26 protein-coding genes and 3 pseudogenes are annotated in these 25,919 nt (G+C 62.6%); 15 read left to right on the top strand and 14 right to left on the bottom strand.

Features of this window, described 5'->3' with window-relative positions; genetic code table 11:
• Nucleotides 1-7: 7 nt before the first annotated feature.
• From NXT3_RS26145 to NXT3_RS26125, 5 genes are all read right to left on the bottom strand, one after another.
• The gene (locus NXT3_RS26145) at nt 8-733 is read right to left on the bottom strand and encodes an amino acid ABC transporter ATP-binding protein (RefSeq protein ID WP_104840965.1); all 726 of its coding nucleotides are present in this window, start codon (nt 731-733) and stop codon (nt 8-10) included.
• Nucleotides 711-1,370, bottom strand: a complete 660-nt coding sequence (locus NXT3_RS26140; protein WP_037418782.1) for an amino acid ABC transporter permease — start codon at nt 1,368-1,370, stop codon at nt 711-713. Before NXT3_RS26140 ends, NXT3_RS26145 begins: the two co-directional genes overlap by 23 nt.
• Nucleotides 1,367-2,038, bottom strand: coding sequence for an amino acid ABC transporter permease (locus NXT3_RS26135; protein ID WP_104840964.1), 672 nt, complete (start codon nt 2,036-2,038; stop codon nt 1,367-1,369). Before NXT3_RS26135 ends, NXT3_RS26140 begins: the two co-directional genes overlap by 4 nt.
• A gap of 64 nt (nt 2,039-2,102) precedes the next feature.
• Complete coding sequence (locus tag NXT3_RS26130) at nt 2,103-2,888, bottom strand: transporter substrate-binding domain-containing protein (RefSeq protein WP_097539124.1); 786 nt, start codon at nt 2,886-2,888, stop codon at nt 2,103-2,105.
• Between the two features lie 4 nt (nt 2,889-2,892).
• On the bottom strand, nt 2,893-3,648 hold the full coding sequence (locus NXT3_RS26125; protein ID WP_037418773.1) for a GntR family transcriptional regulator: 756 nt from the start codon (nt 3,646-3,648) through the stop codon (nt 2,893-2,895).
• A 510-nt stretch (nt 3,649-4,158) separates the two neighbouring features.
• Here NXT3_RS26125 and NXT3_RS26120 point away from each other — a divergent pair.
• The 10 genes and pseudogenes from NXT3_RS26120 (at nt 4,159) to NXT3_RS26075 (ending at nt 13,213) form a co-directional block, all read left to right on the top strand.
• On the top strand, nt 4,159-5,655 hold the full coding sequence (locus NXT3_RS26120; protein ID WP_104840963.1) for an NAD-dependent succinate-semialdehyde dehydrogenase: 1,497 nt from the start codon (nt 4,159-4,161) through the stop codon (nt 5,653-5,655).
• A gap of 23 nt (nt 5,656-5,678) precedes the next feature.
• Complete coding sequence (locus NXT3_RS26115; protein WP_104840962.1) at nt 5,679-7,055, top strand: aspartate aminotransferase family protein; 1,377 nt, start codon at nt 5,679-5,681, stop codon at nt 7,053-7,055.
• Between the two features lie 12 nt (nt 7,056-7,067).
• Nucleotides 7,068-8,141 carry an alcohol dehydrogenase family protein gene (locus NXT3_RS26110; protein WP_104840961.1) on the top strand — a complete coding sequence of 358 codons (1,074 nt, stop codon included), beginning with the start codon at nt 7,068-7,070 and terminating at the stop codon, nt 8,139-8,141.
• A gap of 132 nt (nt 8,142-8,273) precedes the next feature.
• Nucleotides 8,274-9,833, top strand: a complete 1,560-nt coding sequence (locus tag NXT3_RS26105; RefSeq protein WP_104840960.1) for a S8 family peptidase — start codon at nt 8,274-8,276, stop codon at nt 9,831-9,833.
• Nucleotides 9,830-10,093 carry a hypothetical protein gene (locus NXT3_RS26100; protein WP_104840959.1) on the top strand — a complete coding sequence of 88 codons (264 nt, stop codon included), beginning with the start codon at nt 9,830-9,832 and terminating at the stop codon, nt 10,091-10,093. Before NXT3_RS26105 ends, NXT3_RS26100 begins: the two co-directional genes overlap by 4 nt.
• Before the next feature lie 102 nt (nt 10,094-10,195).
• Nucleotides 10,196-11,503 carry a hypothetical protein gene (locus NXT3_RS26095; protein ID WP_104840958.1) on the top strand — a complete coding sequence of 436 codons (1,308 nt, stop codon included), beginning with the start codon at nt 10,196-10,198 and terminating at the stop codon, nt 11,501-11,503.
• Entirely contained in the window at nt 11,490-12,281 is a 792-nt protein-coding gene (locus NXT3_RS26090; RefSeq protein WP_104840957.1) for a COG3904 family protein, read from the top strand. The genes NXT3_RS26095 and NXT3_RS26090 overlap by 14 nt, the downstream gene beginning before the upstream one ends.
• A gap of 79 nt (nt 12,282-12,360) precedes the next feature.
• Nucleotides 12,361-12,617, top strand: a pseudogene (locus NXT3_RS26085) (type II toxin-antitoxin system ParD family antitoxin).
• Between the two features lie 102 nt (nt 12,618-12,719).
• A complete protein-coding gene (locus NXT3_RS26080) occupies nt 12,720-12,902 on the top strand; it encodes a hypothetical protein (protein WP_037418750.1) in 183 nt (60 codons plus the stop codon).
• Between the two features lie 59 nt (nt 12,903-12,961).
• The gene (locus NXT3_RS26075; RefSeq protein WP_104840956.1) at nt 12,962-13,213 is read left to right on the top strand and encodes a hypothetical protein; all 252 of its coding nucleotides are present in this window, start codon (nt 12,962-12,964) and stop codon (nt 13,211-13,213) included.
• A 90-nt stretch (nt 13,214-13,303) separates the two neighbouring features.
• Here NXT3_RS26075 and NXT3_RS26070 read toward each other — a convergent pair whose 3' ends face one another.
• The 3 genes from NXT3_RS26070 to NXT3_RS26060 form a co-directional block, all read right to left on the bottom strand.
• Entirely contained in the window at nt 13,304-14,785 is a 1,482-nt protein-coding gene (locus NXT3_RS26070) for a Do family serine endopeptidase (RefSeq protein ID WP_097525732.1), read from the bottom strand.
• Between the two features lie 333 nt (nt 14,786-15,118).
• Nucleotides 15,119-15,553, bottom strand: a complete 435-nt coding sequence (locus NXT3_RS26065; protein WP_097525731.1) for an OsmC family protein — start codon at nt 15,551-15,553, stop codon at nt 15,119-15,121.
• A 151-nt stretch (nt 15,554-15,704) separates the two neighbouring features.
• Nucleotides 15,705-16,928 (bottom strand): MFS transporter, encoded by a 1,224-nt coding sequence (locus tag NXT3_RS26060; RefSeq protein WP_104840955.1) that lies wholly within the window; start codon nt 16,926-16,928, stop codon nt 15,705-15,707.
• 117 nt (nt 16,929-17,045) lie between these two features.
• Here NXT3_RS26060 and NXT3_RS26055 point away from each other — a divergent pair, with 117 nt between their 5' ends.
• A complete protein-coding gene (locus tag NXT3_RS26055; RefSeq protein ID WP_097525729.1) occupies nt 17,046-17,639 on the top strand; it encodes a TetR/AcrR family transcriptional regulator in 594 nt (197 codons plus the stop codon).
• A 63-nt stretch (nt 17,640-17,702) separates the two neighbouring features.
• Here NXT3_RS26055 and NXT3_RS26050 read toward each other — a convergent pair whose 3' ends face one another.
• Both NXT3_RS26050 and NXT3_RS26045 read right to left on the bottom strand, forming a co-directional pair.
• Nucleotides 17,703-18,011 (bottom strand): PilZ domain-containing protein, encoded by a 309-nt coding sequence (locus NXT3_RS26050; RefSeq protein WP_037418722.1) that lies wholly within the window; start codon nt 18,009-18,011, stop codon nt 17,703-17,705.
• A 232-nt stretch (nt 18,012-18,243) separates the two neighbouring features.
• The gene (locus tag NXT3_RS26045; protein ID WP_097525728.1) at nt 18,244-19,317 is read right to left on the bottom strand and encodes a diguanylate cyclase domain-containing protein; all 1,074 of its coding nucleotides are present in this window, start codon (nt 19,315-19,317) and stop codon (nt 18,244-18,246) included.
• 230 nt (nt 19,318-19,547) lie between these two features.
• Here NXT3_RS26045 and NXT3_RS32190 point away from each other — a divergent pair, with 230 nt between their 5' ends.
• Nucleotides 19,548-19,835 (top strand): hypothetical protein, encoded by a 288-nt coding sequence (locus NXT3_RS32190; RefSeq protein ID WP_162109105.1) that lies wholly within the window; start codon nt 19,548-19,550, stop codon nt 19,833-19,835.
• A gap of 99 nt (nt 19,836-19,934) precedes the next feature.
• Here NXT3_RS32190 and NXT3_RS26035 read toward each other — a convergent pair whose 3' ends face one another.
• Nucleotides 19,935-20,291 carry a hypothetical protein gene (locus NXT3_RS26035; RefSeq protein ID WP_083854014.1) on the bottom strand — a complete coding sequence of 119 codons (357 nt, stop codon included), beginning with the start codon at nt 20,289-20,291 and terminating at the stop codon, nt 19,935-19,937.
• Between the two features lie 233 nt (nt 20,292-20,524).
• Nucleotides 20,525-22,645, bottom strand: a complete 2,121-nt coding sequence (locus NXT3_RS26030) for an aq_1923 C-terminal domain (protein WP_199773449.1) — start codon at nt 22,643-22,645, stop codon at nt 20,525-20,527.
• Nucleotides 22,646-22,970: 325 nt separating this feature from the next.
• On the opposite strand from NXT3_RS26030, the gene kdgD reads away from it, so the two are divergent.
• A complete protein-coding gene (kdgD, locus tag NXT3_RS26025) occupies nt 22,971-23,876 on the top strand; it encodes a 5-dehydro-4-deoxyglucarate dehydratase (protein ID WP_097525726.1) in 906 nt (301 codons plus the stop codon).
• 75 nt (nt 23,877-23,951) lie between these two features.
• Here the strand turns inward: kdgD and NXT3_RS33415 are convergent.
• Nucleotides 23,952-24,432, bottom strand: a pseudogene (locus NXT3_RS33415) (hypothetical protein); the annotation flags it as partial.
• On the opposite strand from NXT3_RS33415, the gene NXT3_RS32185 reads away from it, so the two are divergent.
• The gene (locus NXT3_RS32185; RefSeq protein WP_199773467.1) at nt 24,320-24,625 is read left to right on the top strand and encodes a hypothetical protein; all 306 of its coding nucleotides are present in this window, start codon (nt 24,320-24,322) and stop codon (nt 24,623-24,625) included. The pseudogene NXT3_RS33415 and the gene NXT3_RS32185 overlap by 113 nt on opposite strands.
• A 273-nt stretch (nt 24,626-24,898) precedes the next feature.
• Here NXT3_RS32185 and NXT3_RS32805 read toward each other — a convergent pair.
• Nucleotides 24,899-25,039 (bottom strand): annotated as a pseudogene (locus tag NXT3_RS32805) (recombinase family protein); the annotation flags it as partial.
• A 68-nt stretch (nt 25,040-25,107) separates the two neighbouring features.
• Between NXT3_RS32805 and otsB the strand changes: the two are divergent.
• Nucleotides 25,108-25,896 (top strand): trehalose-phosphatase, encoded by a 789-nt coding sequence (gene otsB / locus NXT3_RS26010; RefSeq protein ID WP_104840954.1) that lies wholly within the window; start codon nt 25,108-25,110, stop codon nt 25,894-25,896.
• The last annotated feature ends 23 nt before the right edge of the window (nt 25,897-25,919 follow it).

Genomic DNA, 25,919 nt, shown 5'->3' with positions numbered 1-25,919 from the left:
CGGCTCCTCAGTGGGCCCCGAGGAACTGCTTTAACTCCGGCGTCCGCGGATTGGCAAAAACCTCCTCCGGCCGACCGATCTCGTGGACGCGGCCCTGATGCATGAAGACGACCCGCGAACAGACGTCGCGGGCGAACTTCATCTCATGGGTGACCATCAGCAGCGTCATGCCTTCGGCGGCAAGCTCGCGCACCACCGCCAGCACCTCCGCCACCAATTCCGGATCGAGCGCCGAGGTGATCTCGTCGCAGAGCAATGCGATCGGCTGCATCGCAAGCGCGCGAGCGATCGCGACACGCTGCTGCTGGCCGCCGGAGAGCTCGTCCGGATAGGCGTCGAATTTCTGGCTGAGGCCGACCCGCTCCAACATCTTGCGAGCCATCGCCTCCGCCTCCGGCTTCGGCGTCTTCTTCACGACCATCTGCGACAGCATGACATTGCCGCCGACCGTCAGATGCGGAAAGAGGTTAAACTGCTGGAAAATCATCCCGACCTTCAGCCGCAGCGCCTTCAGATGCGCCTCGTCGTCGAGAAGCTGGGTGCCGGCGACCGAGATCGATCCGTCGCTGATCGTCTCGAGCCCGTTGATGCAGCGCAACAGCGTCGACTTGCCCGATCCGCTCTTGCCGATGATGGCGATCACCTCGCCCGGCGCGACATCGAGATCGATGCCCTTCAGCACCTCGTTGTCACCGAAGCTCTTGCGGACGTCAGTGATTTCGATGAGCGACATTGAGCTTCCTTTCGAGGATCTGGCTGCTCTTGGACAGGGGCCAGCAGAGCGCGAAATAAATGAGCGCCACGAGACCGTAGACGGTGAAGGGCTGGAAGGTGGCATTGGTGACGACGGTGCCGGCCTTCGACAGTTCCACGAAGCCGATGATTGAGGTCAGGGCCGTTCCCTTGATCACCTGCACCGAGAATCCGACGGTCGGCGGCACGGCGATCCGCATCGCCTGCGGCAGGATGACGTAGCGCATCTGCTGCAGCCGGCCCATGCCGAGGCTGGCCGAGGCCTCCCATTGTCCCTTGGCGATCGCCTCGACGCAGCCGCGCCAGATCTCGCCGAGGAAAGCGGCGCTCCAAAGGATCAGCGCGACGCCCGCCGCCAGCCAGGCCGGCACGTCGATACCGAACAGGCCGAGCCCGAAGAAGGCGATGAAGAGCTGCATCAGGAGCGGCGTCCCCTGGAACAGCTCGATATAGTATTTCGCCACCGCCCGCGCCCACTTGCGCCGGCTGATCCGCAGGAAGAGCAGCAACAGCCCGACCATGCCGCCGCCGACGAAGGAGACGAGCGAGAGCAGGAGCGTCCAGCGGGTGGCAAGCAACAGGTTGCGCAGGATGTCCCAGATGGTGAACTCGATCATCTGGCCGCCCTCCTCGGGAAGATGAGCCAGCCGACCATGCCGAGGACCTGGCGGAGCAGGATGGCTAGCAGCAGGTAGACGGCGGTCGAGACGAAATAGGCCTCGAAAGCGCGGAAGGTGCGCGACTGGATGAAGTTGGCGGCGAAGGTCAGGTCCTCGGCGGCGATTTGCGAGACGACGGCGGAGCCGAGCATGACGATCACGACCTGTGACGACAGCGCCGGCCAGATGCGCTGAAGCGACGGGATGAGCACCACATACCGGAAGGTCTCGAAGGGGGTCATGGCAAGGCTGGCGCCCGCCTCGAACTGGCCCTTCGGCGTCGCCTGGATGCCGGCCCGAATGATTTCTGAGCTATAGGCGCCGAGATTGACGACCATGGCGATATTTGCCGCCTGCAGTTCGCTGAGCTGCAGCCCCAGTGACGGCAGGCCGAAGAAGATGAAGAAGAGCTGGATCAGGAACGGCGTGTTGCGGATCAGCTCCACATAGGCGGCGACCACCGGCTTCAGCCACAGGGGTCCGAGCGCCCGCACCCAGGCGCAGACGATGCCGAGCGAAATGCCCGCGACGGCGCCGACGGCGATCAGTTGGATCGTGATTGCGATCCCCTTTACGATCTGCGGGTAGTATTCGAAGAGCCAGCCGAATTCGAAGTGATAGTTCAAGGCGCACCCCTGTTTGCAAACGGCGGTGACGCCACCCCGCTCGCGCGGAGTGGCTTGGGGGTAATCAGAGTTCGGCCGGCAGGTCGGCGCCGAGCCACTTCTGCGCAATGGCGTTCAGGCTGCCGTCGGTCTTGGCGGCGGCGATGATGCCGTTGACCTTTTCGAGCAGCGCCGGCTGTTCCTTGGAAAGGCCGATATAGCAGGGCGAGTTCTTGATCAGAAATTTGAGTTCCGGGCGCTTCGGCGGGTTCTTGGCAAGGATCGCCGCGGCGACGACGTTGCCGGTCGCGACAGCCTCGACCTGGCCCGAAAGGAAGGCCGAAATCGTGCCGTTATTGTCCTCGTAACGCTTGATGACGGTATCGGACGGCGCGACCTTGGTCAGTTCCAGATCCTCGACGGCGCCGCGGGTGACGCCGATGGTCTTGCCGGCAAGCTCTTCTGGCTTCGTGGCGGCAAAATCGGCCGGGGCGAAGACGCCGTTATAGAAAGGCGCGTACGCCGCCGTGAAGTCGATGACCTTTTCGCGGTCCGGGTTCTTGCCGAGGCTCGAAATGACGAGATCGACCTTGTTGGTCTGCAGATAGGGGATGCGGTTGGCGCTGGTCACCGGCACCAGCTCGACCTTCACGCCGAGTTTCTCGGCAATCAGATTGGCCATGTCGATATCGTAGCCGACCGGCGCCATGTCCGGGCCGACGCTGCCGAAGGGCGGAAAATCCTGCGGCACGGCGACGCGGATCGTGCCGCGGGCGGTGATGTCGCCGAGTGCATCGGCCTGCGCCATGGAGCCGAAGCCGATCGCGGCGACCATTGCCGCCATGGCGACGAAAACTCTTCTTGAAAGCATTGGGTCATTCTCCTCTGTTGATGTCATGGTTTGGCTTTTCGGGGTGTGCATTTGACGACGCGGCCGCATTCTGCGGCGGCAGCGAAAGGGAGTGCCGAAGATCGGCGAGCGGATCGGGGCGACGAGTGAGGTCGAGCCCCGTTTCCACCTCGTCCAGATGCTCGACGGAGAGCTCCGCCGCCTTGGAAAAATTCCCCTCCTCCATCGCCGCGACGATGCGGCAATGGCCGAGATGCGACTGCATGGCGTGGAAATCGGATTGATAGAGCAAGGAGATCAGGATGGTGCGCGCCGTCAGGTCCCGCAGGATCTCGACAAGGATAGTATTGCCGGCAAGTTCGGCGATGCGGATGTGGAAGTCGCCCATGAGGCAGGTGAGACGCTGCCGGTCGCCGGCGGCAATTGCCAGCTTTTCCTCGGCCAGATGCGCACGAAGCTTGTCGCGGCCGCTTTGCGTCAGCGCCTCCATGCTGCGCAGCAGCCCCGCCTCGATGACCCGCCGCGCCGCATAGACCATCATCGCCTCCTCGGCCGAGGGTTCGACGACGAACCAGCCGCGCCGCGGGCTGACCTTGACGATGCCGCGCTGCTCGAGCCGCATCATCGCTTCGCGCACCCTGGTGCGGGAAACACTGAAAAGGCTCGCGACCTCGCTCTCACCGAGCCGCGTTCCGGGGCGAATGCGGGCCGAAAGAATACCGGAGACGATGGCTTCGCCTATCTCGTTTTGATCGTTCTGTTGTGGCGACAAATCTTGCATACAAGACAGGCTTGCAAGCCTTGTGCCAAGAGCGTCACGTGTTCTTTATCAATGGCTTGCGTAGCTGCCGCTGGTCTCAATGGCGATCAAAATCGCCACGTGCTCATTTTTTCATCAAAGCTTTGGTGTTCTCGATAGTGCCGCGAAAGCTAGCGGCGCGTTCGGTGCCTATGGGAGTTCCGACTGGGTCAGCTTCATGAAAGGAGCGGCTACCGCGAGTCGTCTCCCCGCAAGCAAACCCTAGGGAGATTTCGGCTGGAGGATGGACCTGCCCCAAAATGCAACTTGCGAACGCCGAAGCCATAAGTTTAGCAGTTGATGCGGAGCCCAATCTCCCCCTTATGAGGAAGATGTCCGGCAGGGCAGAGGGGGTGCCTCGGTCGCTGGGGTTAGACAGTCTCTCTCGCGGGGGACGCTCCTTTGGCCAAAGTCTCTATCGGAGAGCGGGGGAATGGACAATCTCTCGCGCTAACGGTGTCAATCTCTTCGTAACGACGAGGAGATTTGCACATGACCGCAATTTTTGCGCGCACCGCCTTCCACGAAGCCTTGAAACACCTGAGCGACCGGCAGTTGCTGCGGGAGCTCGCCTATGTCGGCGGGCGCTGGGTGGCCGCGCGCAACGGAAAGTGCCTCGAAGTGAGCGATCCCGCGAGTGGTGCCGCTCTCGCCTTCGTCGCTTCCTTGGATGCGACGCAGGCCTCCGAAGCGGTCGATGCGGCGGAGAAGGCGTCCAAGTCGTGGCGCGACATGCTCCCGCAGCAACGCGCCACGATCCTGCGCAGGTGGCACGAACTGATGCTCGCGGCCCGCGAAGACCTGGCCCTGTTGATGACGCTCGAGCAGGGCAAGCCGCTTGCCGAGTCGCGCGGCGAGATCGACTACGCCGCTTCCTTCCTCGAGTGGTATGCCGAGGAGGGCAAGCGTCTCAATGCCGAAAGCGTGACGAGCCATCTCGCCAGCGCCGAGATGATCGTCCGCCGTGAGGCACTCGGTGTCGTCGGCATCGTCACGCCCTGGAACTTTCCTTCCGCCATGATCACCCGCAAGGCGGCTGCAGCGCTCGCGGCCGGCTGCACCGTCGTGGCGCATCCCTCTTCCGAGACCCCGCTTTCCGCTCTTGCCCTCGCCGAACTCGGCGAACGCGCCGGCCTGCCCGCCGGTGTCTTCAACGTCGTCACCGGCAATGCGGCGACCGTTGTCGGGCGCCTGTGCGAAGACGCACGCGTCCGTGCCGTGAGCTTCACCGGCTCGACCGAGATCGGCCGGCTGATCGCGGGCCAATGCGCGCCGACGATGAAGCGACTGGTGATGGAGCTCGGCGGTCATGCGCCGCTGATCGTCTTTGCCGATGCGAATGTGGAGAAGGCGGCGGATATCGCCATCGCCGCGAAGTTCGCGACCTCAGGACAGGACTGCCTTGCCGCCAACCGCCTCTATGTCGAGCGGCCGATCCTCAAAGCCTTCCAGGAGGCTTTCGCCGCCCGCATGGCGCGCCTGAAGGTCGGAGCCGGGCTCGAGCCGGGCGCCGAGATCGGCCCGCTGATGCATGAGCGCGCCGTCGCCAAGGTCGAGGAGCAGGTCGCCGACGCGCTAAGACGCGGCGCCGGGCTTGCCGCCGGCGGCAAGCGCCACCCGGCGGGGCCGCTGTTCTTCGAACCGACGCTGCTCACCAATGTGCCGGACGAGGCGCTGATCATGCGCGAGGAAACCTTCGGCCCGGTCGCCGCCGTCACCGCCTTCGATAGCGAGGACGAGGTGACCGCCCGGGCGAACGACACGGAATACGGCCTCGTCGCCTATGTCGTCACCGAAAACGGCGCCCGCCAGATGCGGCTCGCCCGCGCGCTCGAATACGGCATGGTGGCGATCAACCGAGTGAAGATCACCGGCGGGCCGATCCCCTTCGGCGGTTGGAAACAGTCCGGTCTTGGCCGCGAGGGCTCTCGCCACGGGATAGAGGCCTTCACCGAGCTCAAATATCTCTGCATCGACACCGCCGCCTGATCGGATTGACGAAAGGAACGACCATGCTCGAAAGAAGCAACGAACTCAGCGCCTGGGACCGCGACCATTTCTTCCATCCCTCGACCCACATGGGAACGCATGCGCGCGGCGAGAGCCCGACGCGCGTCATCGGTGGCGGCGAAGGAGTTTACATCACCGATATCGGCGGCAAGCGCAGCCTCGACGCCTTCGCCGGACTTTATTGCGTCAATGTCGGCTACGGCCGCCAGAAGATCGCCGAGGCGATCGCGAGCCAAGCAAAGAACCTCGCCTATTACCACGCCTATGTCGGCCACGGCACGGAAGCGTCGATAAGGCTTTCGAAGATGATCATCGATCGCGCGCCGGAAGGCATGAGCCGCGTCTATTTTGGCCTCTCGGGTTCGGATGCCAACGAAACCAACATCAAGCTGATCTGGTACTACAACAACATTCTCGGCCGGACCGAGAAGAAGAAGATCATCTCGCGCTGGCGCGGCTATCACGGCTCGGGTGTGATGACCGGCTCTCTGACCGGTCTGCATCTCTTCCACAATGCCTTCGACCTGCCGCGTGCGCCGATCCTGCACACCGAGGCGCCCTACTACTTCCGCCGCCCCGACCGTTCGATGAGCGAGGAGCAGTTCTCGGACTATTGCGCCGAGAAGCTCGAGGAGATGATCCTCGCCGAAGGGCCCGACACGGTCGCTGCCTTCATCGGCGAACCGATTCTCGGCACCGGCGGCATCGTGCCGCCGCCGAAGGGCTATTGGGAGAAGATTCAGGCGGTGCTTGAGAAATACGACATCCTGCTCGTTGCCGACGAGGTCGTGACCGGTTTCGGCCGTCTCGGCACCATGTTCGGCTCCGACCATTACGGCATCAAGCCGGACCTGATCACCATCGCCAAGGGCCTGACCTCCGCCTATGCGCCGCTTTCCGGCACGATCGTCTCCGACAAGGTCTGGCAGGTGCTGGTGAAGGGCTCGGACGAGCTCGGCGCCATCGGCCATGGCTGGACCTATTCGGCGCATCCGATTTGCGCGGCCGCCGGCATCGCCAATCTTGAACTGATCGACGAGCTCGGCATCGTCGAAAATGCCGGCTCGACGGGCGCCTATTTCCGCGCCGAGCTGCAGAAGGCGGTCGGCGACCATCGCCATGTCGGTGAGGTGCGCGGCGATGGGTTGATGGCGGCGATCGAATTTGTGGAGGACCGCGACGACCGCAAGTTCTTCGATCCGGCCCGCAAGATCGGCCCGCAAGTCGCGGCAGCGCTCCTCGAGCGTGGCGTCATCGGCCGCGCCATGCCACAGGGCGACATTCTCGGCTTTGCCCCGCCGCTCTGCCTGACGCGCGAGGAGGCCGACATCGTCGTCAAGGCGGCGGCCGACGCGATCCAGTCCGTGCTCGGCCGCTGAAGGAGAAGGCCCATGATGCATTCCGTTCCGAAGACCATGGCGGCAGTGCTGCTCACCGGCCACGGCGGGTTGGACAAGCTCGTTTATAGCCGGGACGTCCCAGTCCCGGCTCCAGCTCCTGGAGAGGTGCTGATCAAGGTCAGGGCCTGCGGCATGAACAACACCGACGTCTGGGTGCGCGAGGGCGCCTATGGCACCGAGGACGATCCCGGCGCCGTCTCCACCTGGAGGCGGCACGGCAACACGCTCACCTTCCCGCGCATCCAGGGCACCGACACGGTCGGGCATATCGTCGCCGTCGGCGAGGGCGTCGACAAGGTCAGCATTGGCCAACGCGTCATGGTCGATTTCTCGATCTACAACCGCGACGACGATAGTCTGGCCGACATCGACTATATGGGCCACGGCCGTGACGGCGGCTATGCCGAGTACATGGCGCTGCCGGCCGAGAACGCTCATGTGGTGGCAACCGACCTGACGGATGTCGAACTCGCCACCTTCTGCTGCGCCTATCTGACCGGCGAACGCATGCTGGAACGGGCGCGGCTTGCGGCCGGCGAACGCGTCCTGGTCACCGGCGCCTCCGGCGGCGTCGGCTCGGCGATCATCCAGCTCGCCCGCGCCCGCGGCGCCGTTCCGATCGCGGTTGCCGGTCCGGGCAAGGAAGCCGCCATGCTCGACATCGGCGCCGAGGCGGTCGTCACCCGCGGCAGGGGCGATCTCTTCGAAGCCGTCAACGAAGCCGTGCACGGCGCGCCGATCGACGTCGTCGCGGATCTCGTCGGCGGTCCCCTCTTCAACGATCTGTTGAAAATCCTGCGTCCGGAGGGCCGCTACACGACGGCGGGCGCGATCGCCGGTCCGGTCGTCCAGCTTGATCTGAGAACCATGTATCTGAAGCAACTGGAGCTGCACGGTTCGAGCCAGGGCAGCCGCGCCGATTTCCGGAGGCTAGTCGGCTACATAGAAGAGAAGAAGATCCGCCCTCTTGTCGGCGGCGTCTATCCGCTGTCGGAATTTCATCGGGCGCAGAGGGACTTCATGGCGAAGAAATTCGTCGGCAAGCTGGTGGTCGTTCCGGATTGACGGACACCTGCCGGTCGACCCACGCCCAGATATTGCCTGTCAGGTCCCGCGCCACACTTCCGGTGCCGTTGAAATCCACCCTGCATTGCGTCAAAAATAGGCGGCGCCATCCTAAGTAAGTGCGAGGCAATGATGGGACCATTGTTCAGGAACGCCGGGCTCCCGGCCTACCATGAAGCAATGCTGTTCGTCCGCATGAAGCCTCAGCCGCGCCAGCCAAGCTTCGAAGCGACCTTCGAGGCGGCACGCGCATCATTCGGCAGCGGGCTTCAGGCCTTGTCCTTTTACGAGCGAGCGGGACTGGTGAAACGCGTTACGCCCGTATCACGGGAGTCTCCCCATTACGCCAGCCGGATGCTGGTGCGGCCAAGCCGTGACGGCAGCGCCAAGCCGGAACTGCTCGGGGTACCCGAAAACGAGGGGGACGGGTGGTCGGCACCTGCCCTGAACCTGAACGCCGCCATCGATTTGCGAACACCGGGCGGGGCCGCCAGCCTGGTCGAGTTGGTGAGTGACGTCGACTTGCGGCAACTTCAGTTGGCGCTCGCGGGAGATCCGACCGTTGCATCCGTGGCGCGGGTGCCGCTGCGCTATCTGGTGGCAAAATCGCCGCGAAAACCCGCTCGGCGCGCCTCCAAGGCAGCTCAACCCGGGGCTCGCGGGCGCATTGCGACGGAACCGCCGCCTGCCCATACGATGTGGAATCTCCGCAAAGTCCGATGGGACGAGGCCCGCAATCTAAGCGGCTTCGACGACGCAAGCAGGATCAAGGTCGCAGTGCTCGATACCGGTATCGACGCGGATCACCCGGACCTTAAAGACCAGATTGGTGGATATGTATACGAGCACCCCGATCTTCCGGCGGCGAGCTCGGCCCAGGATCTGGTCGGCCACGGCACGCATGTGGCAGGGACGATCGCGGCAACCATCAACAACGATCTCGGGATCAACGGAATATCGCGAGCCCAGATCCACGCCTGGAAGATTTTCGACGATCGCCCCGACCTGCTGACCTATCCTGACGGCACGGCGGAGTTCGCCTATTTCGTCGACCCGGTGATGTATCTGCGGGCGCTGCTCGACTGCGCCGATGCCGGCATTGACGTCGTCAACCTCTCGATCGGCGGCGGCGGCGCGCCCGACCCGACGGAGAGTGCAGCCTTCGAGGCGCTGCTTGCCAATGGAACGACCGTCGTTGCTGCAATGGGGAACGAACGGCGCGACGGTAGTCCGATCTCCTATCCTGCGGCGATACCGGGCGTCATCGCCGTGGGCGCAACAAATCTTCAGGACCGGATCACCAGCTTTTCCAATCGCGGCAACCACATAACGATCACGGCCCCCGGCGACGCGATCTGGTCGACGCTGCCGACCTATCCCGGCCAAATGCGTTGGAGAGCGGAGCGAGGACCCGACGGGCGCTGGAGGCAGGGAAAGCCGGACATACGCGAGACGGACTATGATGCATGGCCCGGAACATCGATGGCGTCTCCGCATGTTGCTGCCGCCGCGGCGCTCTTTATCGCGAACGGCGGCGCGAGGGATCCCGCAGTGATCCGCGGCGCCCTGGCTTCGAGCGCCGACAAGGTGCCGGCCATGAGCGGCCAAGACTTCACGCCCGATTTCGGCTATGGTCGTCTGAACTTGGAGCAGCTCATTGGCAGCATAGGCACCAGGGATTTCGGGCAATGACTGACATCATGTTCACGATCCGCGCCGGCGTTAGCGTCGAAGAGCGCGAACGCCTGTTGATCAGGATTCAAGCCATTCCGGGTGTCGAGCTGGCGGCCCCCGTCAAACGCGACAGCCGCAGCGAGGCCTTGCGGCGGATTCATTTCGCTCGTTTGAGAAGACATTCCGAAGCGACCGACTGCTTGTCGGCCATCCGAGACATGCCGGAGGTGGAGGACGCGAACATACCGGCCCGGCGAGGTGGCGCCAACGGAGCGTAAGGTCCCGCTCCCGTTACGCCATTGGTGGTAGGCGGCGGTCTTTATTCCGCCCGCTTCTTCATTCTCTGTTAAGGAATACATTCCTTCGCGGAGATCTTGCCCATGGCAGTCGGCGCATCCCAACGTTTGCACGACGGCGTCGTGGCTGTCGAAACCATGACGCGCTTTGCGCTTGCGGTGCTGGCGCTCGCCTCCGGCGTCTATACCTATCTCGGCGTGCGCAGCATTCTCGACGGCTCGGCGACCGCTGTCTTCTTCGCGGCGATGATCTATTCGGCTTCGGTGTCCGTCGGAATCTACGCCTTCTGGACCTATATGGCCCGCTTCTATCCGCATGTGATCACCCATACGGGCCGGGCCGCGATGCTTGGCGTCATGGCTTTGGGCGCGGCCATGATCATCGCCATGTCGAGCTGGCTCAATGCGGCGGCACTGGCCGGATCGGCCGCGCTCGAACAGCATCTGGCGCAAACGGTGGAGGACTATACGGCCGACCTCGACCAGGCGCACCAGAACGCCCTTGCCGCCCAGAGCCTGCTGCCCGACATCCAGCGTGCCTCCGAACGCTTCGCCCAGCTTGCCGCCTCGGAGCGGCAGACGGGCGCGCTCACCGGCACGACGGGCTCGGGAAGCGTCGTGCAGCTTCTGTCGCAAATGTCGGCGCAGATGAAGGAACTCGAAAACGGCATCAACGCCTCGCGCGAACAGGTGACGACGCTGTTCAACGAGGGGCAGAAGCGGCTCGAGACGATGCGCATGCTAGTCTCCGCGCCGGGCGCGATCGAACCGCGTGCCGACCAGTTCTCCTCGGAAGTGGTGGCACTCACAGGCGTCATAGCCTCGCTGGGCCAGACCTCGATCGCGCCGTCGATCCGCCGCGCGGCTGACGACCTGTCGCTCGGCTTCATCGCCCCGGTGGCCGATGGCGGCGACGCCGATCTCGTCAACCGTCAGGACCAGGTGATGGAGACGGTGCGGGTTTCGGTGGCGGCGCAGTCCAAGGTGCTCTCCGAGGCGGCCGACGAAATCCTCGCCCGGGCGCCGGTGGCGGAGCGGCGCTTCGTCCCGCTCTCCTCCGCCGAAGCCGTGTTGCGCTATGCGGCCGATTTCATTCCGGCCTGGGCCGGAGCGATTTCCATCGACCTCTTGCCGGGCGTGCTGGTGTTCATTCTCGCTGCCGTGCACGGGGCGATCCGCAAACAGGAGGAGAAGCTGCCCTTTGCCGAGCGCATCACGGCGGCCGAACTTCTGCAGGCGCTGGACGTGCAGCGAGCGGTAACCGCGAACGGCGCCAATCTCGGGGAGATGGTCACGCAAGCGGAGCTCGAAGGGAAAGCGGAGGAGCTGAACAACATCACCAATCTCGACCAGAGAACGCGTACAAAGGATCGGTCGCATGAGGATCGATGACACTTTCAAGGCGCTGATGCGCCTCGACGACGGCGTGCTGATGCGCGGCGCTTTCTACGCACTGCTCTCGGCTGCGGCAATCTTTCTGCTGATCGACGTGCGCGACCTTACGGCGATGAATGCCGAGCTGCCGGCCTTCGATCCGTTCCATGAGAACCGGCCCATCCTGCCGCCGGCGCTGACCGAAGGCGGGCCGACTCCGCACGTACAGCCCGCAAGCCCGGAGGACGTGCTGCGACGACCGATGACATTCGAACTCGCATCCGCCGGCGTCCTGCTCGCCGAGGGCACGATTGATCCCGGCGCAAGCGGACGTTTCGCCGAGGAGATTGCGGTGCGCGGCGAATATGTAAAGACCGTAGCGCTCAATTCTCCCGGCGGTTCGGTGGACGACGCCTTGGCGATTTCGAGCCTGATCCGCGAAAGGAAGCTTGGGACCAGGGTGGCGTCGAGAGCGCTCTGCGCCTCCTCCTGTCCCATCATCTTTGCTGGCGGCGTCAGCCGCATCGCCGACAAGGATGCCATCGTCGGCGTGCACCAGGTCTTCAATGGCGGCAGCGGCCGGCAAACGGCGGATGAAGCGATGTCTGCGGCACAATCCACCACGGCCCGGGTGACCCGCCATCTCGACACGATGGGGATCGGCGCCGGCCTTTGGATCACCGCGCTCGAAACCCCGCCGGACCGGCTCTACTATCTGACATCCGCGGAAATGGCCAAGTTCAAGCTGACATCGCAGCCGCTCGCCACCGCCAGGAAGAAGGACGGGGCAGGATAACCTGCCTTTTCCCGAGGGAATTCGGATTTGACAAAGTTTTGCCAAAGAGCGTCATCCTGGCCGTAGTATGGAGACTGACATGGCCACGATGAACGTATCTTTGCCCGACGCCATGAAGGACTGGGTGGAAGTACAAACGCGGACTGGCCGCTATGCGAACGCCAGTGACGATGTGCGCGATCTCATCCGTAGGGATCAAGAGCGGAATGACAAGATGGCCGCCATGCAGCGCTTAGTCGATGACGGGCTGAAAAGCGGCGCAGGAAATTGCTCACACAGGACGAGCTTTTCTCGGCGGCGCTAGCGCGGGCTGAAATTCCGCGCGACCCTAAGTAATTTCGCTTGGTCGCCGACCAGTGCTTCCCGTGTCATTCCGAGGAAAGCAAGGTCAGGAACCATCGTCTCCCACGGTCGTTGTCTCTTCGAAAGGAGACCGCCATGCCGAAGCAAGATCCTATACCCGCACCTGCCGAAACGCCGAGAGAGCCGCAAGGAATCCCCGGCCGGCCGGATCGCGGCCTTGAGAAGTCCCCCGATCCGCCGGTCAAGAAGCCGGAGGACACCAAAGACCCGACCGACCCGGCGCTTCTGCCGATCGGCGACCCGGCCGGAATGGCCTAGCTGATGCCGCCGATCCGATTGCGGGAGATATAGATGCCTCCTTGAGAGGAGAGATCCGCATGCTGATCCGACGGTTGCCTGAAAAGCCGGTGCCGGGCGCAATCATCGTCAAGCTCTACCGCTACCGCGACGAGATCAGGGGTTATGTACGTCAGGCCGTCGACCCGTCGAAGGACGACGTCATCTTCCCAGGCGAGGAAATGGAGCCGGAAGCCGCCTTCCGGCTTGCAAGGACCCATAGCGAGGGTGAGGCGCCGATCTATGTGGAGCTTGTCGAGGACGTTCAATGGGATCCCAGCTGGGCACATTGATAAGCTAACCTGACCCGTTGACGTGAGAGACGAGTATGCTCGTCTCCCCACTCCCGATCCTATCCGGCAAAGCCTTCGCCACCTGCTTCGTCATGCGTGGGCGAGCGGCAAGGCGACGAAGCGCGTCACGCCGCCCGACTGGATGCGGAGCAGCGCGGCGACTTTGCCTTCCTTGCGGAGCGACACGAGATCGCGGCGGAAGTCGCTTGCGTTCGAAACCGCCTTGCCGCCGACGTCGAGAATGACGTCGCCCGCCTCAAGCCCATGTTGCGCCGCCGCTCCCTTCGGATCGATGGCGACGACGACCATGCCTTTTTCCGAGGCACTGACCACCTTGCTTGCCGGCGCAAGCAGCAGCCCGAAGTCCTGTTCGCTGCTAGGGGCAGCACCGCCGCCGCTTGCCGCCTCCACCGGCGCCGGGCGGTCCTCCGGCATTGTGGCGAGTGTCAAGGTGACGTCCTTTGCCGCGCCATCGCGAAGGATGCTCACCGTGACGGAGGTGCCCGGAGCCATCGCGCCCACTTTCTGAGCCAGTTCACGCGGGTCATTGATCGTCGCCCCACCGACCGCCATGATGAGATCGCCGGACCGGATACCAGCCCTGCCGGCCGGACCGGCCGGATCCGCCTCGTCGACGAGCGCGCCCTTAGCCTCCTTCAGGCCGAGGCCTTCGGCGATATCGGGAGTGACCTGCTGCTCCTTGATGCCGAGCCAGCCGCGCGTCACATGGCCCTTGTCCTTCAACTCGGCGATGACGGCTTTTGCCGTGTCGGCCGGGATGTCGAAGCCGATGCCGACTGAGCCGCCGGAGGGCGAGAAGATCGCCGTGTTGACGCCGATCACATCGCCGTTGACGTCGAAGGCCGGCCCGCCGGAATTGCCCCGATTGATCGGCGCATCGATCTGGATGAAGTCGTCATAGGGACCGGCGCCGATGTCGCGGCCTTCGGCCGAAACGATCCCGGCGGTAACCGTGCCGCCGAGGCCATAGGGATTGCCGATCGCGATCACCCAGTTGCCGACACGCGGCCGCTGATCGGCAAAGCGCACATGCGGGAGATCGCGGCCGTCGACCTTGATCAAGGCAAGGTCGGTCTTCGGATCGGTGCCGACGACTTTCGCCTCGTAGCTGCGGCCGTCGCTGGTCATCACCTCGAGGGAATGGGCATGGTCGACGACGTGATTGTTGGTCACCGCATAGCCGTCGGCGGAGATGAAGAAGCCCGAGCCCTCGCCCATGAGGGGACCCTGCCCGTCATCGGGATCGGCAGTGCCATCGTCATCCTGCGCTGCGGCCTGTTGCTGCGCCGCGTCGATCTCGACGCGCACCGAGATGACCGCCGGCTTCACCTGGGCGACGATGTCGGCAAAGTCGCCGGGCTCCGCCGCCGATGGCCGCTGCACGGCATTCGGAGCCGCCCGCACGGTCGAGCTCTGGTTGTGCGTTGCGTGCATGGCAACAGGTTCCGCGACGAGAGCGGCGAGGCTGAGCGCGGAAACGGAGGACAGAGCCGCCAGCACGGCGGTCAAGCGGCCCGCGCGCGAGCCCTTTTGTTCTGAAGAGTTGGCCATGGCGTGTCTCCTTCTAAAATCCGGAGGTTTGATACGCGGCGAGGGTGGATTTACATCAGCTTTCCCAGAACAAATACTGGTCTTCCGGCCGATCCACCGCGCCGTCGCCACCAGATAACGCCACGACAAAAGTCAAAATGTGATATTCGCCTCATTCTTCAGATTAAATTTCATTCATGAAATTATGTTCATCTGCACGCGAATGGCAAATGCCAAGTCGCAGCTGAGATAAACAGTTGTTCCCGAAGAATATCTTTGGAGATTTTAGGAAATGGTCCTGGGGACTCCGGTCCGGGCTGCAGGGCTCGGACCCGACCGGCCAGGCCCTGCACATCACTCCGGCGAGGCGGCAGCAGTATCGACGATCTCGAAGTCGTGGGTGATCGTGGCCGTCTTGGCAAGCATTGCCGATGCGGAGCAGTATTTCTCGATCGACAGCGCAATGGCGCGTTCGACCTTGTTTTCCGCAAGCCCGCGCCCCTTGACCACGAAATGCATGTGGATGCGGGTAAACACGCGCGGATCCTGGTCCGCCCGCTCGGCGCTGAGCTCGACGATACAATCCTCGACCGGCTGGCGGCCCTTTTCGAGAATATGGACGACGTCGAAGGCCGAGCATCCGCCGGTGCCGATCAGCACCAGTTCCATCGGGCTCGGCCCGGGCGTGCTCCCTTCCTGCCCAAAAGCCGTGCCGAGCACGACATTGTGGCCGCTGCCGGACTGGCCGACGAAGGTCCGCCCTTCGACCCATTTGATGCGCGCCTTCATGATCGCCTCCCGTCGCAATATGTCGCTCTTCGTCCGACGTTGATAACCTGAATGATCGCACAAGAACATGCCGCGCCGAGGAGAGCGAGGCATGTTCCCACCAAATTCGCCATCCTACGGAGCAGTATGGCGTGCTACGCCTGCGCCCTGGCTACTCGGCCGGTTGGGCAAGCGGACCTACGGCGCATTCCGCCGTGGTTCCGGCCAAACTCCGCTGACCGAGACCGATGATAGCCACGGTCGCCGCGCTTGCGACAACGGACACCCAGAAGCCGTTCTCAGCCCCGAAACTGTCGACCACCCAGCCTGCGACGAAGGCACCGAGCGCCATGCCGATACCGATGCCGGTCGTCACCCACGTCACCCCTTCCGTCAGCATCGAGGCGGGTACGCGGCGCTCGATCAGGCCGAAGGCCGTGATGAAGGTCGGCGAAATGGCGATGCCGCTGACAAAGACGGCGAGCGCCAGGAGGGGGACAGTGCCGGCCATCAGCAGAGGCCAGGAGGTGACGGCAAGGGCGCTCACGGCGATCAGGAGCTGTCGGTGCAACGGCATCGTTGGGTTGAGGGCGCCGAGGATCAGGCCGAGCACGAAGGACCCGATTGCATAGACGCCGATGACGACGGTTGCCCAATTCGGCTGGCCGAGTTCCTTGGTGATTGCAACGGCGCTCACTTCCGCCGTCGCGAAGGTGGAGCCTACGAATACGAGGGCGAGCGTGATGATCTGAACGGCACGCAGGCGGATCGCCGAGCCTTGCGATGCTTTGACATCCGTACGGCGCAGCCTCGGTTCGGTCGAGCGCTGCATGATGAATGCCAGCGTTCCGAGAGCGAGGAAAATCGTGCTCGCCAGCATGCCCGCCTCGGGGAAGAGAGCGACCCCCAATCCGACCGAGAGCGACGCTCCGGCGATATAGACGAGCTCGTCTGCCGATGATTCAAAGGCAAAAGCGGTGTTCAACTCGGGCCGGTCACGGAAGATCTCGGTCCAACGGGCGCGCAGCAATGCCGGCATGCTGGGCATGGCGGCGGCTAGGAAGGCCGAGACGAAGAGCGCCCAATCGGGCCAATTCTGATTGGCCGCCGCAATGAGGGCGAGGAAGGCAAAGATCGAAATCGTCGTGGTCGGGATGACGACGGCTGTCTGGCCGTAGCGATCCACCATCCGGGAAATATGGGGAGAGATCAGCGCGTTGGTCAGCGCGAAAGTGGCCGACACCGCGCCCGCCAACCAGTATTCTCCGTGCGTCTGCGACAGCATCGCGACGATGCCGATCGGCGCCATGGCGATCGGCAGGCGGGCGAGGAAGCCGGCGGCTGAAAAGCCTTTGGCTCCCGGCGCTCTGAATATCTCTGCATAAGGATTGGACATGAGACGTTCCTTGTAAGGACCCGGTTCACCACTTACATACGTGGCGTACGTCCTTAATTAGTTGCATACGCATCGTATGTCAAATAAAATACGAGACGTATGTAAATAGGAGAGCGCATGCGCAGACCGCGCCACGACATGATTGCCGAAACCCGGGCGAAGCTGATTGCGGCCGCCCGACAGGCCTTTGGGACGGTCGGATATGCCGAGGCCTCCATGGACGATTTCACCGCCGGGGCGGGGCTGACGCGAGGCGCCCTCTATCACCATTTCGGCGACAAGAAGGGGCTGCTGCAAGCCGTCATCGAGGAAATCGACGCCGAGATGACCGCCCGGCTGAATAGCATCTCGGCTGCCGCGCCGAGCCGCTGGCAGGGGTTCATGGACGAGTGTGTCGCGTATATCCAGATGGCGCTCGAGCCGGAAATCCAACGCATCATGTTCCGCGACGGACCGGCGGTCCTCGGAGACATCTCGCAATGGCCAAGCAACAACGGCTGCATCGCCGCTCTCAGCGAAAGCCTGCGCCAACTCAAGGCAGAGGGCGCCATCATCAACATCGACGAGGAGGTGGCGGCACGCCTGATCAATGGCGCCAGCAGCCATGCGGCCCTGTGGATCGCGAATTCCGATGCGCCCGAGGAAACATCTCAAAGAGCTGTGGACGGCTTCCGGGCGCTGCTCGAGGGGCTACGGGTGACTAGGCCGTGAGCGGACCGGCGGCAGTGCCACGCGACCTCTGCGCGTCTGCTAAGATGCGGCACCGGCAGGCGCTCAGCCCTGGAAGAACTTGTAGTATGAGGCGATCTGGGCGGCCGTGTTGGATGAGAGCTTGAGCTTGATGCCGATGCGGTCTCCCCGGCTCCACCGGACAATGCCGGTCAGGAGACCAAGCTCTTGGCTGCGGATCGTAACCTCCTGTCCGGTGCGCGCGCCGATGTCGAAAAAGAGCTGAAAGCATATCCCCTCTTCGGAAAGATCCTTGACGACCCCGTTGCTCGATCCTGTCTTGCAGCTGACGTTTCCGGTTATCTGGGTCTGCGTTCTCGCAGAAACACGCTGAACACTGTCCTTGTACGGCATAGCTTCCTCGCGACGTTGTCTTGACTGTTTATCTGTACCTGAAAAACATGAATCAACTTATAATTACAGCAAGGTACTGTATACGTTGGATAGCATCATCCTATACAACACCAGGAATTTGTCAGTATATACTTCCGTCTACGTCCACTCCTGGCTCGGAGACGTCCCGCTACCCTCGCCAATCCTCTCGCCCTCGGCGCTTTTGCAATATAGCGGCAACATAGCCTGCTGGTCAGCGGCGATAGAGCATCCAATCCTTGCGGGCGCTGGTGCCGCCCGTTGAAAAGAAAACGACCTTCTCGCCTGTCGTGTCTGTGGCAGCCTGCAGCGCTTTTTCCGCCTGCCCCACAAGTTCCGCGGCCGTGCTTGCATCATAGGTGGTGCTGCAGCCGAACCGGGCGACGACGGCAGGCATCTTCGCCTGGCGGCTGTCGAAGGCCGCAAGGCAGCTCTTTCGAAGCTGGTCAGCCATCTTCTGGATCTCCGCCTCCGCCGTCGTCCAAACGAGCATGCCGATCTGCGGCCGCTCCAGCCAGGCGGCAAAGTCGGTCGCCTGGACGGCCCGCGTTACGGCAAGGCCGAGGCGCTCCAGAATGGCTTCCTTGATCTTGATGAGTTCCTTGGCTTCGAACGGGTCGAGGACCAGCAGGTTACAGAGAAGAAGCGACACGCCATCAGGACAGGTTTCGCCGCCATAGAGTTCAGCCAGCCTCTTGTTGAAGCCGCGCCGGTTGGCGAGATTGGTGACGAGGTGCGTGAACTTTGTCCGCTCGAACGCCTCCACGTCGCCGGTAATCGCCGCGACGGACGATAACTGGTCCGATACGCGCTCGAGAATCTGCGTGCTCGCCGAGTGCTGCACTTCCGTCATCTGGCGGATCGCCCGAAGCTGCGACCGGATCGTGTTCATGTCGCGCGGATCGGCCGAGGATATCTTGCCGGTCGCCTGGCCAAGCATGCTGGTGTAGTTGGACAGCGAGTTCTGACCAGACAGCAGCGACTCCTTCAGCGTCGTCAATTCGCCCTGCAGGCGATTTGCGGACTGGTCATGGATCGACGTGCCGAAGTGATGCGGCAGGTAGGTTCGTGCCAGCGCATCGAGCTCCTCTTCTGAGATCGGCTTTGCAAGCCGCGCAAATTTTTCGCGAAGTTCCGGGTTGTTGCCGCTGACGATCTCGTACATGAGCTCGTAGTTCACCGGAGATGCGTCGATCTCCAGGCGGTTCAGGGTCGCAAATACATTGTAGAAAAGTTCCTTGCGATTTTGTAGTGCAAGCTGTTTGGACGAACTCACAATTGCCATCATGCAGCGCCTTTCAAAGAAAACGTCGCAGGCGATGCGGCCGTGACGACGTCGAATAGTGAGGCGTGAGGTCAGGACCTTAGAATTTGCGGCGGCAGAATTGTCGTGTCCGACCTCGCATGCATGCGGTTGTATTTGGCGCCAGTGCACCCGGTCGGACAACTCACAGTAATATTAGCCGATTAAGAATCCGTGAAAGACAGCCCCTCTCGGAGTCTCCTGTCGAGCGTGTTATGGGCGGCTTGCATGATGTCCAGGTCATACAGGTGACCGATGGCCGCGAGTTCGCCCATCAGATCGCCTATGACCAAATCGACGCGCCGAGGCGTTTCCTGCTCATCGCCCATGATGAGCGCCTCGAGCTGATCAAAGGACCCGCCGAGGGCGCGGTAGAGTTCCAGGGACGTAAGCAGGAGTATTCTCTGGCGCTCTTCGAGATCACTCAGCGAGTCTTCTCCAAAGGCAGCCATCAGCCGAACAGCTTTGTTTTGAAATTCGCTCATCAAAATCAACTCGGGTAGAAATCGACAATACCCGCACGAATAACTCCGAAAGTTGAACGCTGATTTAATTTCAGCCAGTCCAGTTCTTGGCTCTGGTGCAGCTGATGCAGGACCTCGTCAAACGGTGTCCGGTGGCGCGAAGAAGCAGTTTAAGTCGTCTTCGGTCGGATGAAGACAGATGTGATAGTCGCCGTCTCCTGACGGGATTTCATCTCCATAGGGGATGAAGAACCAGTGGCTTCTGGTGGCGAGGGGGTGGTCTCCAGGACGGAGCGTGACGGAGAATCCGCGTCTGCCCTTGCTTACATCGGAAGCCGGTATGGCGGCGCAGTCTCCTCCGAGATCGTTGGCCTTGCAACAGGCCGGAGGATAGGCCCAGCCGCCGCCCGCCTGATGGGCGTCGCTCGGCAAGACAAGAACCACCGATAAAAGAGCAATGGCGATGACCGGCACTGATACTGACGTGAAAGGCATCGACGCCGCCCCTTCCACGAAGCTGCTCGGCCTACAGCGGCGAGCATGGGCAGGAATTTCCATAAGCAATGCCTAATTTACCACTCTTTCAGCCTTTAGGCAGCCATGCATTTCCGAGCACGCTCTCCAAGTGGGGCTCCAGGGCACTGCGGCCCGAGGAGCGGCGCTTCTTATCGGGAACTATGCGCCTTGACCTGCGGGCCCTGCGCGGCGGCGGGGCCCGAAGAGGCGGCCTATTGCGCGGCCGCCTCGAGCTCGACCTTGTCGAGAAGAAGCAGCGGGTTCTCGGAAGCCGCGACGAGATCGAACGCGCCAACGCCGTTTTCGGCCTTGGACCTGACCGTCAGGCTGAAGATCCCGGGCTTGGCGATGAAGCGCGACAGCGCGTCGACGGTGCCCTTGAGCTTCGGCTGGTCGGCAGCGAACTGCTGCAACACCGCCGCTGCCATCATCGTGAACATGCCGCGCGCCTGGTCCTCTGTCATCCCGTTTTGCCCGGCATAAAATTTGATGCCTTTGGCCATGCCGCCCTTGTCCTCGAGCTTGAGCTTCACTTCCCGCGCCGTGAGGCCGAAGAGCGCCACCTGGGCCATGGCCGGATTGCCAGAGAAGAAGTCCTTGGTGAAGCCCCCCATCAGGCCGGAAAGGGAGAGGCTGCCCACATCCTTGCCGCTGACCGAAATGTCTTCGATCACCAGCGCCTGATTGGGCTCATCCCAGGCCGCTTGTATGTTCGAGGAGAGGACCAGTTCTTCGAAACCCAATTCGCGGAGTTCCGCTAAGGTCTCGTCCTTCGCGTCCTCCGAGAGCGGCACGCTCAGATCCTCGTAGCTGACGCGGACATTGGTCGGAATGCCGTTATAGGGCTTGGTGAGCGCTAGCTCATAATTCTTCAGCGTGAAGCGGATGCGTTCGAGAACGGCGGCGGCAGGCTTATTCGTCTGCTGATCCGCCCCGTCGGCCTGCTCCGTATCAGGCACGAGCCCCTCTTCGGCAAGCGCGTCCGGGTCATCGGTTTCGGCGTAGCCTTCCGCATCGGCGTTGTCCGTGCTCGTCTCGGGGTTGGGCAGGTCGACGTCAATTCCTGCGACGCGGAACGTGCCGAACTCCGGCAAGAGCGTGGTGAAGGGGAAGGTATTGAGCTGTTGCTCGTCCAGCGCAGCCATCTTCTGCAGCGCTTTGAGCGTCGAATCCCACGAAAAGCCGGTAATGCTCGCTTCGGAGAACTTGACGTAGTCGCCGCCCTCGCCCATCGACAGGCCGTTAAGCGCCGCATCGAACGTCCGGCCGTCGAGCCGGACTGCCAGGCAATCGATTGCAAGCTTGATTCTCTCGCCCTTGGTTTCGGCGTTCTCTGCCGGCGCGTCGATCTTGAGTCCGAGCATCTCCATGTCGCCCTTGCCGACCACGTCGGCCAGCGACAGGAGCCGGGCAAAGAAGGCTCGCCGCTCCTCCGGAGCAACCTCATCGGGCTTTGAGACCGATGACAACTTCTCCAGCAATTCAAGAAGCGGCTCGGCCGGCATGCGCATGCTGAACCCGTTGCTGCGCATTTCGTCATAGGCGAAACGCGTCTGGCTGTTCGAGAAGGCGATGGCCTTGACCGAAAGGGGACCGTAGAGCGGCTTCGCCTCCTTGTCCTCTGGCCCCGCCTTTTCCGTATAGAGGCGCGCCATATAGGCCGCGTCGAAGTCCTGTCCCGCCATTGCACCGATCGAACCGGTCATGCGCTCCTGCTTCGTACCTCCAAGCCCGTCGGGGATTTCCATGGCAAATTCAAAGCTGGCGCCGTCGGCTAAGTAGCGCGCGACCCGGCCATCTGCGATGTCGGCGAGGGCCACGTTCCTGTAGACCGTCTTCTGCTCGCTGCCGGCAATCGCCTGGCTGACGGTGACCTCGGGCGCCGAAACGCGTCTCACCGCAAGGCCTTCGATGCGCCTCGACAGCGGGGCAGTGCTTTTCCCGCTGACGAGTTCGGCCAGCAATCCAGGATCGAGATTGGCGTCCTCGACGCTTGCATGCGGCACGGAGATCTTGCCCGTTGACGACTGGACGCTGAGGTCGCTTACCTCGAGCATCCCGTTCAGGAAGAGGATCTTGGGTCGTCCGTCGATCGCCGTGACACGGACATTCACGCCGTTGGTGAGCGGCAGCGTCACGTCGCGCAGATGAATGCGTCCCAGGAGATCCACATCGACGGAGGCCGCCGTGCCGCCGCGCGCTGCGACCAGTTCGTTGACCTTCCTCTCGAGCGCGATCTTGCCGCCGATTGCACCCGCCGCAACGATCGCGACAATCGCAACCGCCGCCCAAAGCGCCCTCCGGCGGCCGGTTTCCTTCCCTGCCTGCTCCACGGTTCTTCGTCCTTTCCCGACGCAATCTGATCGACTCCGCTGAGTAGACAGCCGGCGATGGCTCCGCAAGTTTTGCGGTAGTTATATTCACCAGTTTCTTCTATCGGCTGCAGCATTTCGCGCCCCGGAAATACATATTATGACTTTCGCAAAAAGTCCCTTCAGCGACCGATATGAAAGACCGCCGCTCTGGATTCGACGCTATATCCTGCGCCGTCGGGTACGGGCGGGGCGCCGATCGACGGTTAGGGTTGGGCGGTTGACTCCCTCTCGATGTCATCATATGACTGCCAATGACATAATATCAATTCATGGAGAAGGTCCTTTGTCGCCAGATGAGATCAAGTCTCGCATCGCTTCGGGGCTATTGTCGTTTCCAGTCACCCACTTCCGAGAAGACTTCAGCCTCAATCTCGAAAGCTATCGCGGCCACGTCGAGTGGCTTGCCGGCTTCGGCGCGGCGGCCCTCTTCGCCGCCGGCGGCACCGGCGAGTTCTTTTCCCTCTCGCCGGAAGAAGTCGGCGATGTCACACGCGCGGCGAAGGAGGCCTCGGGAAACGTGCCGATCATTACCGGCTGCGGCTACGGCACGGCGCTTGCCAGGGAGACGGCCCGCCGTGCCGAAGCGGCGGGAGCCGACGGCCTTCTGCTGCTGCCCCACTATCTCATGGAAGCGCCGCAGGAGGGTATCTACCGGCATGTGAAGGCGGTCTGCGAATCGACCGGGCTGGGGGTGATCATCTACAACCGGGCGAACTCGGTGGCCAATGCCGAAACCGTCGCCCGTCTCGCCGAGGCATGCCCCAATCTCATCGGCTTTAAGGACGGCACCGGCAAGGTCGATCTCGTCCGCCACGTTACCGCCAAGCTCGGCAATCGGCTCTGCTATATCGGCGGCATGCCGACGCACGAGCTCTTTGCCGAAGGCTTCAACGGCGTCGGGGTGACGACCTATTCCTCGGCCGTTTTCAACTTCGTGCCCAAACTGGCACAGCGCTTCTACAAGGCCATGCGTGCCGGCGATCGCGCGACGATGGAAGAGATCCTGCACAGCTTCTTCTTCCCCTTCGCGGCCTTGCGCGACCGCGAGCAGGGCTATCCGGTATCGATCATCAAGGCGGGCGTCGAACTCATCGGCCGGACACCGGGCCCGGTGCGTCCGCCGCTAACCGATCTGAAGCCGAAGGAAAAGGAACTGCTCTGGACGCTGATCGAAAGGGCTGCAGCGTAGAAGCCACGGGTCCCCCGCAGCCGGCGACATGCACCGCCGGCGTGTCCCGCCCGACTTCGTTCGGGTGGGCAACCGTCACTGAAGCGAAGTTTTCGCAGACTTTGCGTTACCGGGCGATCTCAGCACTTCATCGAGGATGAAAGGCAGGAGACCGCCGGCCTTGAGCGTCCGGAGTTCGACATTGGTTTCTACCGCCGCGTCTGCCCCGAACGAGAAACTGCTGCCGTCTTTCCTCAAGATCGTCACCGGCACCGGGCAGCGCGGAGAAATCGTCGCCGGATCCGCCGCAACTTCGACAACGTCTCCCAGCTGGAGCTTCAGCCGGTCGGGACAGAACTCCGCGGGCAACCGCAACGGCAGGATGCCCATGCCGATCAGGTTGAGTCGCGCGGACTTGAAGCCTGCGCCAGGGCTCGTCGATCTCGGCGCCGGTCGGCCAAAGCATGGAGAGGGTGATCTTCCGGCCGTCGGCGGTCGTTCCGATCGGATCGGTCAGAATATCGAGCTTCACCGTACCGGCGCGCGCGAAGGCGACGACCAGCGGCGGAGAGGCAAGAGCGGCTATATCGAATACGCGGTTCATCAACTTCACCGCGCGGAGAGCTCAGCGCGTGCCGGGCCCGCGCACCGGCCATCGCGAAGGGGTATTGCGCACCGACAAGATTATGCAGGTGACAGCTAAAAGCAGCAAGGCGTCCGCCATGTTCACCGTCGAAACATCGATCACCGTGGGCAAAATGGACACATAAATAGGACGGACTTTGGATTGCCCAGCGTAATGAGAATGCCGGACATGAACGCGCTCCGGCCGCTTTGTCGTGGGATTGGCGCGCCAGAACTGCACGGCAAGCCAGCTTAGGTAGGCAACCCCGGCCCACTTGATAACGATCAATAGGTCGTAAACGTTTCAGCGATGCAAGCAAGGCCAGCGAGCGCCGCTGCCAGATAGATGATGTCGCCTATCACCATGCGGGCCGTCATCCAGCCGGCCAGGCGATATCCGGAGCGCAATGACTGCTAACAGCCTCGACCTTCTTCAGGTCTAGAGGCTGACGGCAGAGCCCTTGTGCGCTTGCAGCGACAATGCCGTCCTTCGAGGTCAGTCGTCGGTCAAATTGGGCGATTGCGCCAAAGACAAGGAAAACGAGCTCGCCGGCAGTCGCAAGTATCGCCGGTCATTGATGAAAGTTGGGGTTGGCCGGCAATAGCGATCTGAGGTAGACATAGCGTCATGTCATGCCAGACGCAGCTTCTCAGCGCCTCGGAGGCCGCCTTAGGGGAGGACTTTCTCTCCGCTCTCTCGACGGATCTGGACAACTGGGCTCTGTTCCTCGATATCGATGGCACTTTGCTGGACCTCGCCGCAACGCCGGATGCCGTGATCGTTCCGCCTTCGCTGCCAGCGAATCTGGATGCCTTGTCAAGAAAACTCGGCGGTGCCTTGGCGCTCGTGACCGGTCGCGCTCTTGATTATGTCGACCAGCTTTTCTCACAGTCCCATTTTCCCGTCGCCGGGCTTCACGGTGCCGAGCGTCGCGATCCGGACGGCTTCGTACATAAGGCCGCAGCGACGGCGGAGTTCGAGCGGCTGAAGGCCGATCTTGTCGCCGAGACTGCCAACTGGGCGGGAGTTCTAATCGAGGACAAGGGAGCGGCAGTCGCGGCCCATTACCGGCTGGAGCCGGCCAGAAAACTCGAAGTTGAACTGCTGATGGAGCGGGCGTTGATCCGGGCAGGGCCAAACTGGACGATCCAGCACGGCAAGATGGTAATCGAGATCCGTCCGGCCCGCGCCGATAAGGGCCACGCGGTCGCGGCGTTTCTCGGGCAGCGAGCCTTCGCCGGCAGACGCGCGCTGGCGATCGGGGATGATGTGACAGACGAAGCGATGTTTCGAACGGCCAATCGGCTCGGCGGCTATTCGATCCGCATCGGATCGCATTTGCCCGCAAGCGAAGCCCTTGGCTCCATTCGCTCTGCCAATACCCTGCGCGACATCATCGCCGAATTGGCCTCCTAAAATATTTAAGCACCTGACATATT

It is taken from the genome of Sinorhizobium fredii (genome assembly GCF_002944405.1).
GTDB lineage: Bacteria > Pseudomonadota > Alphaproteobacteria > Rhizobiales > Rhizobiaceae > Sinorhizobium > Sinorhizobium fredii_C.
The sequence above is the reverse complement of the archived record's forward strand: the minus strand, read 5'-3'. Positions and strand labels throughout refer to the sequence as shown.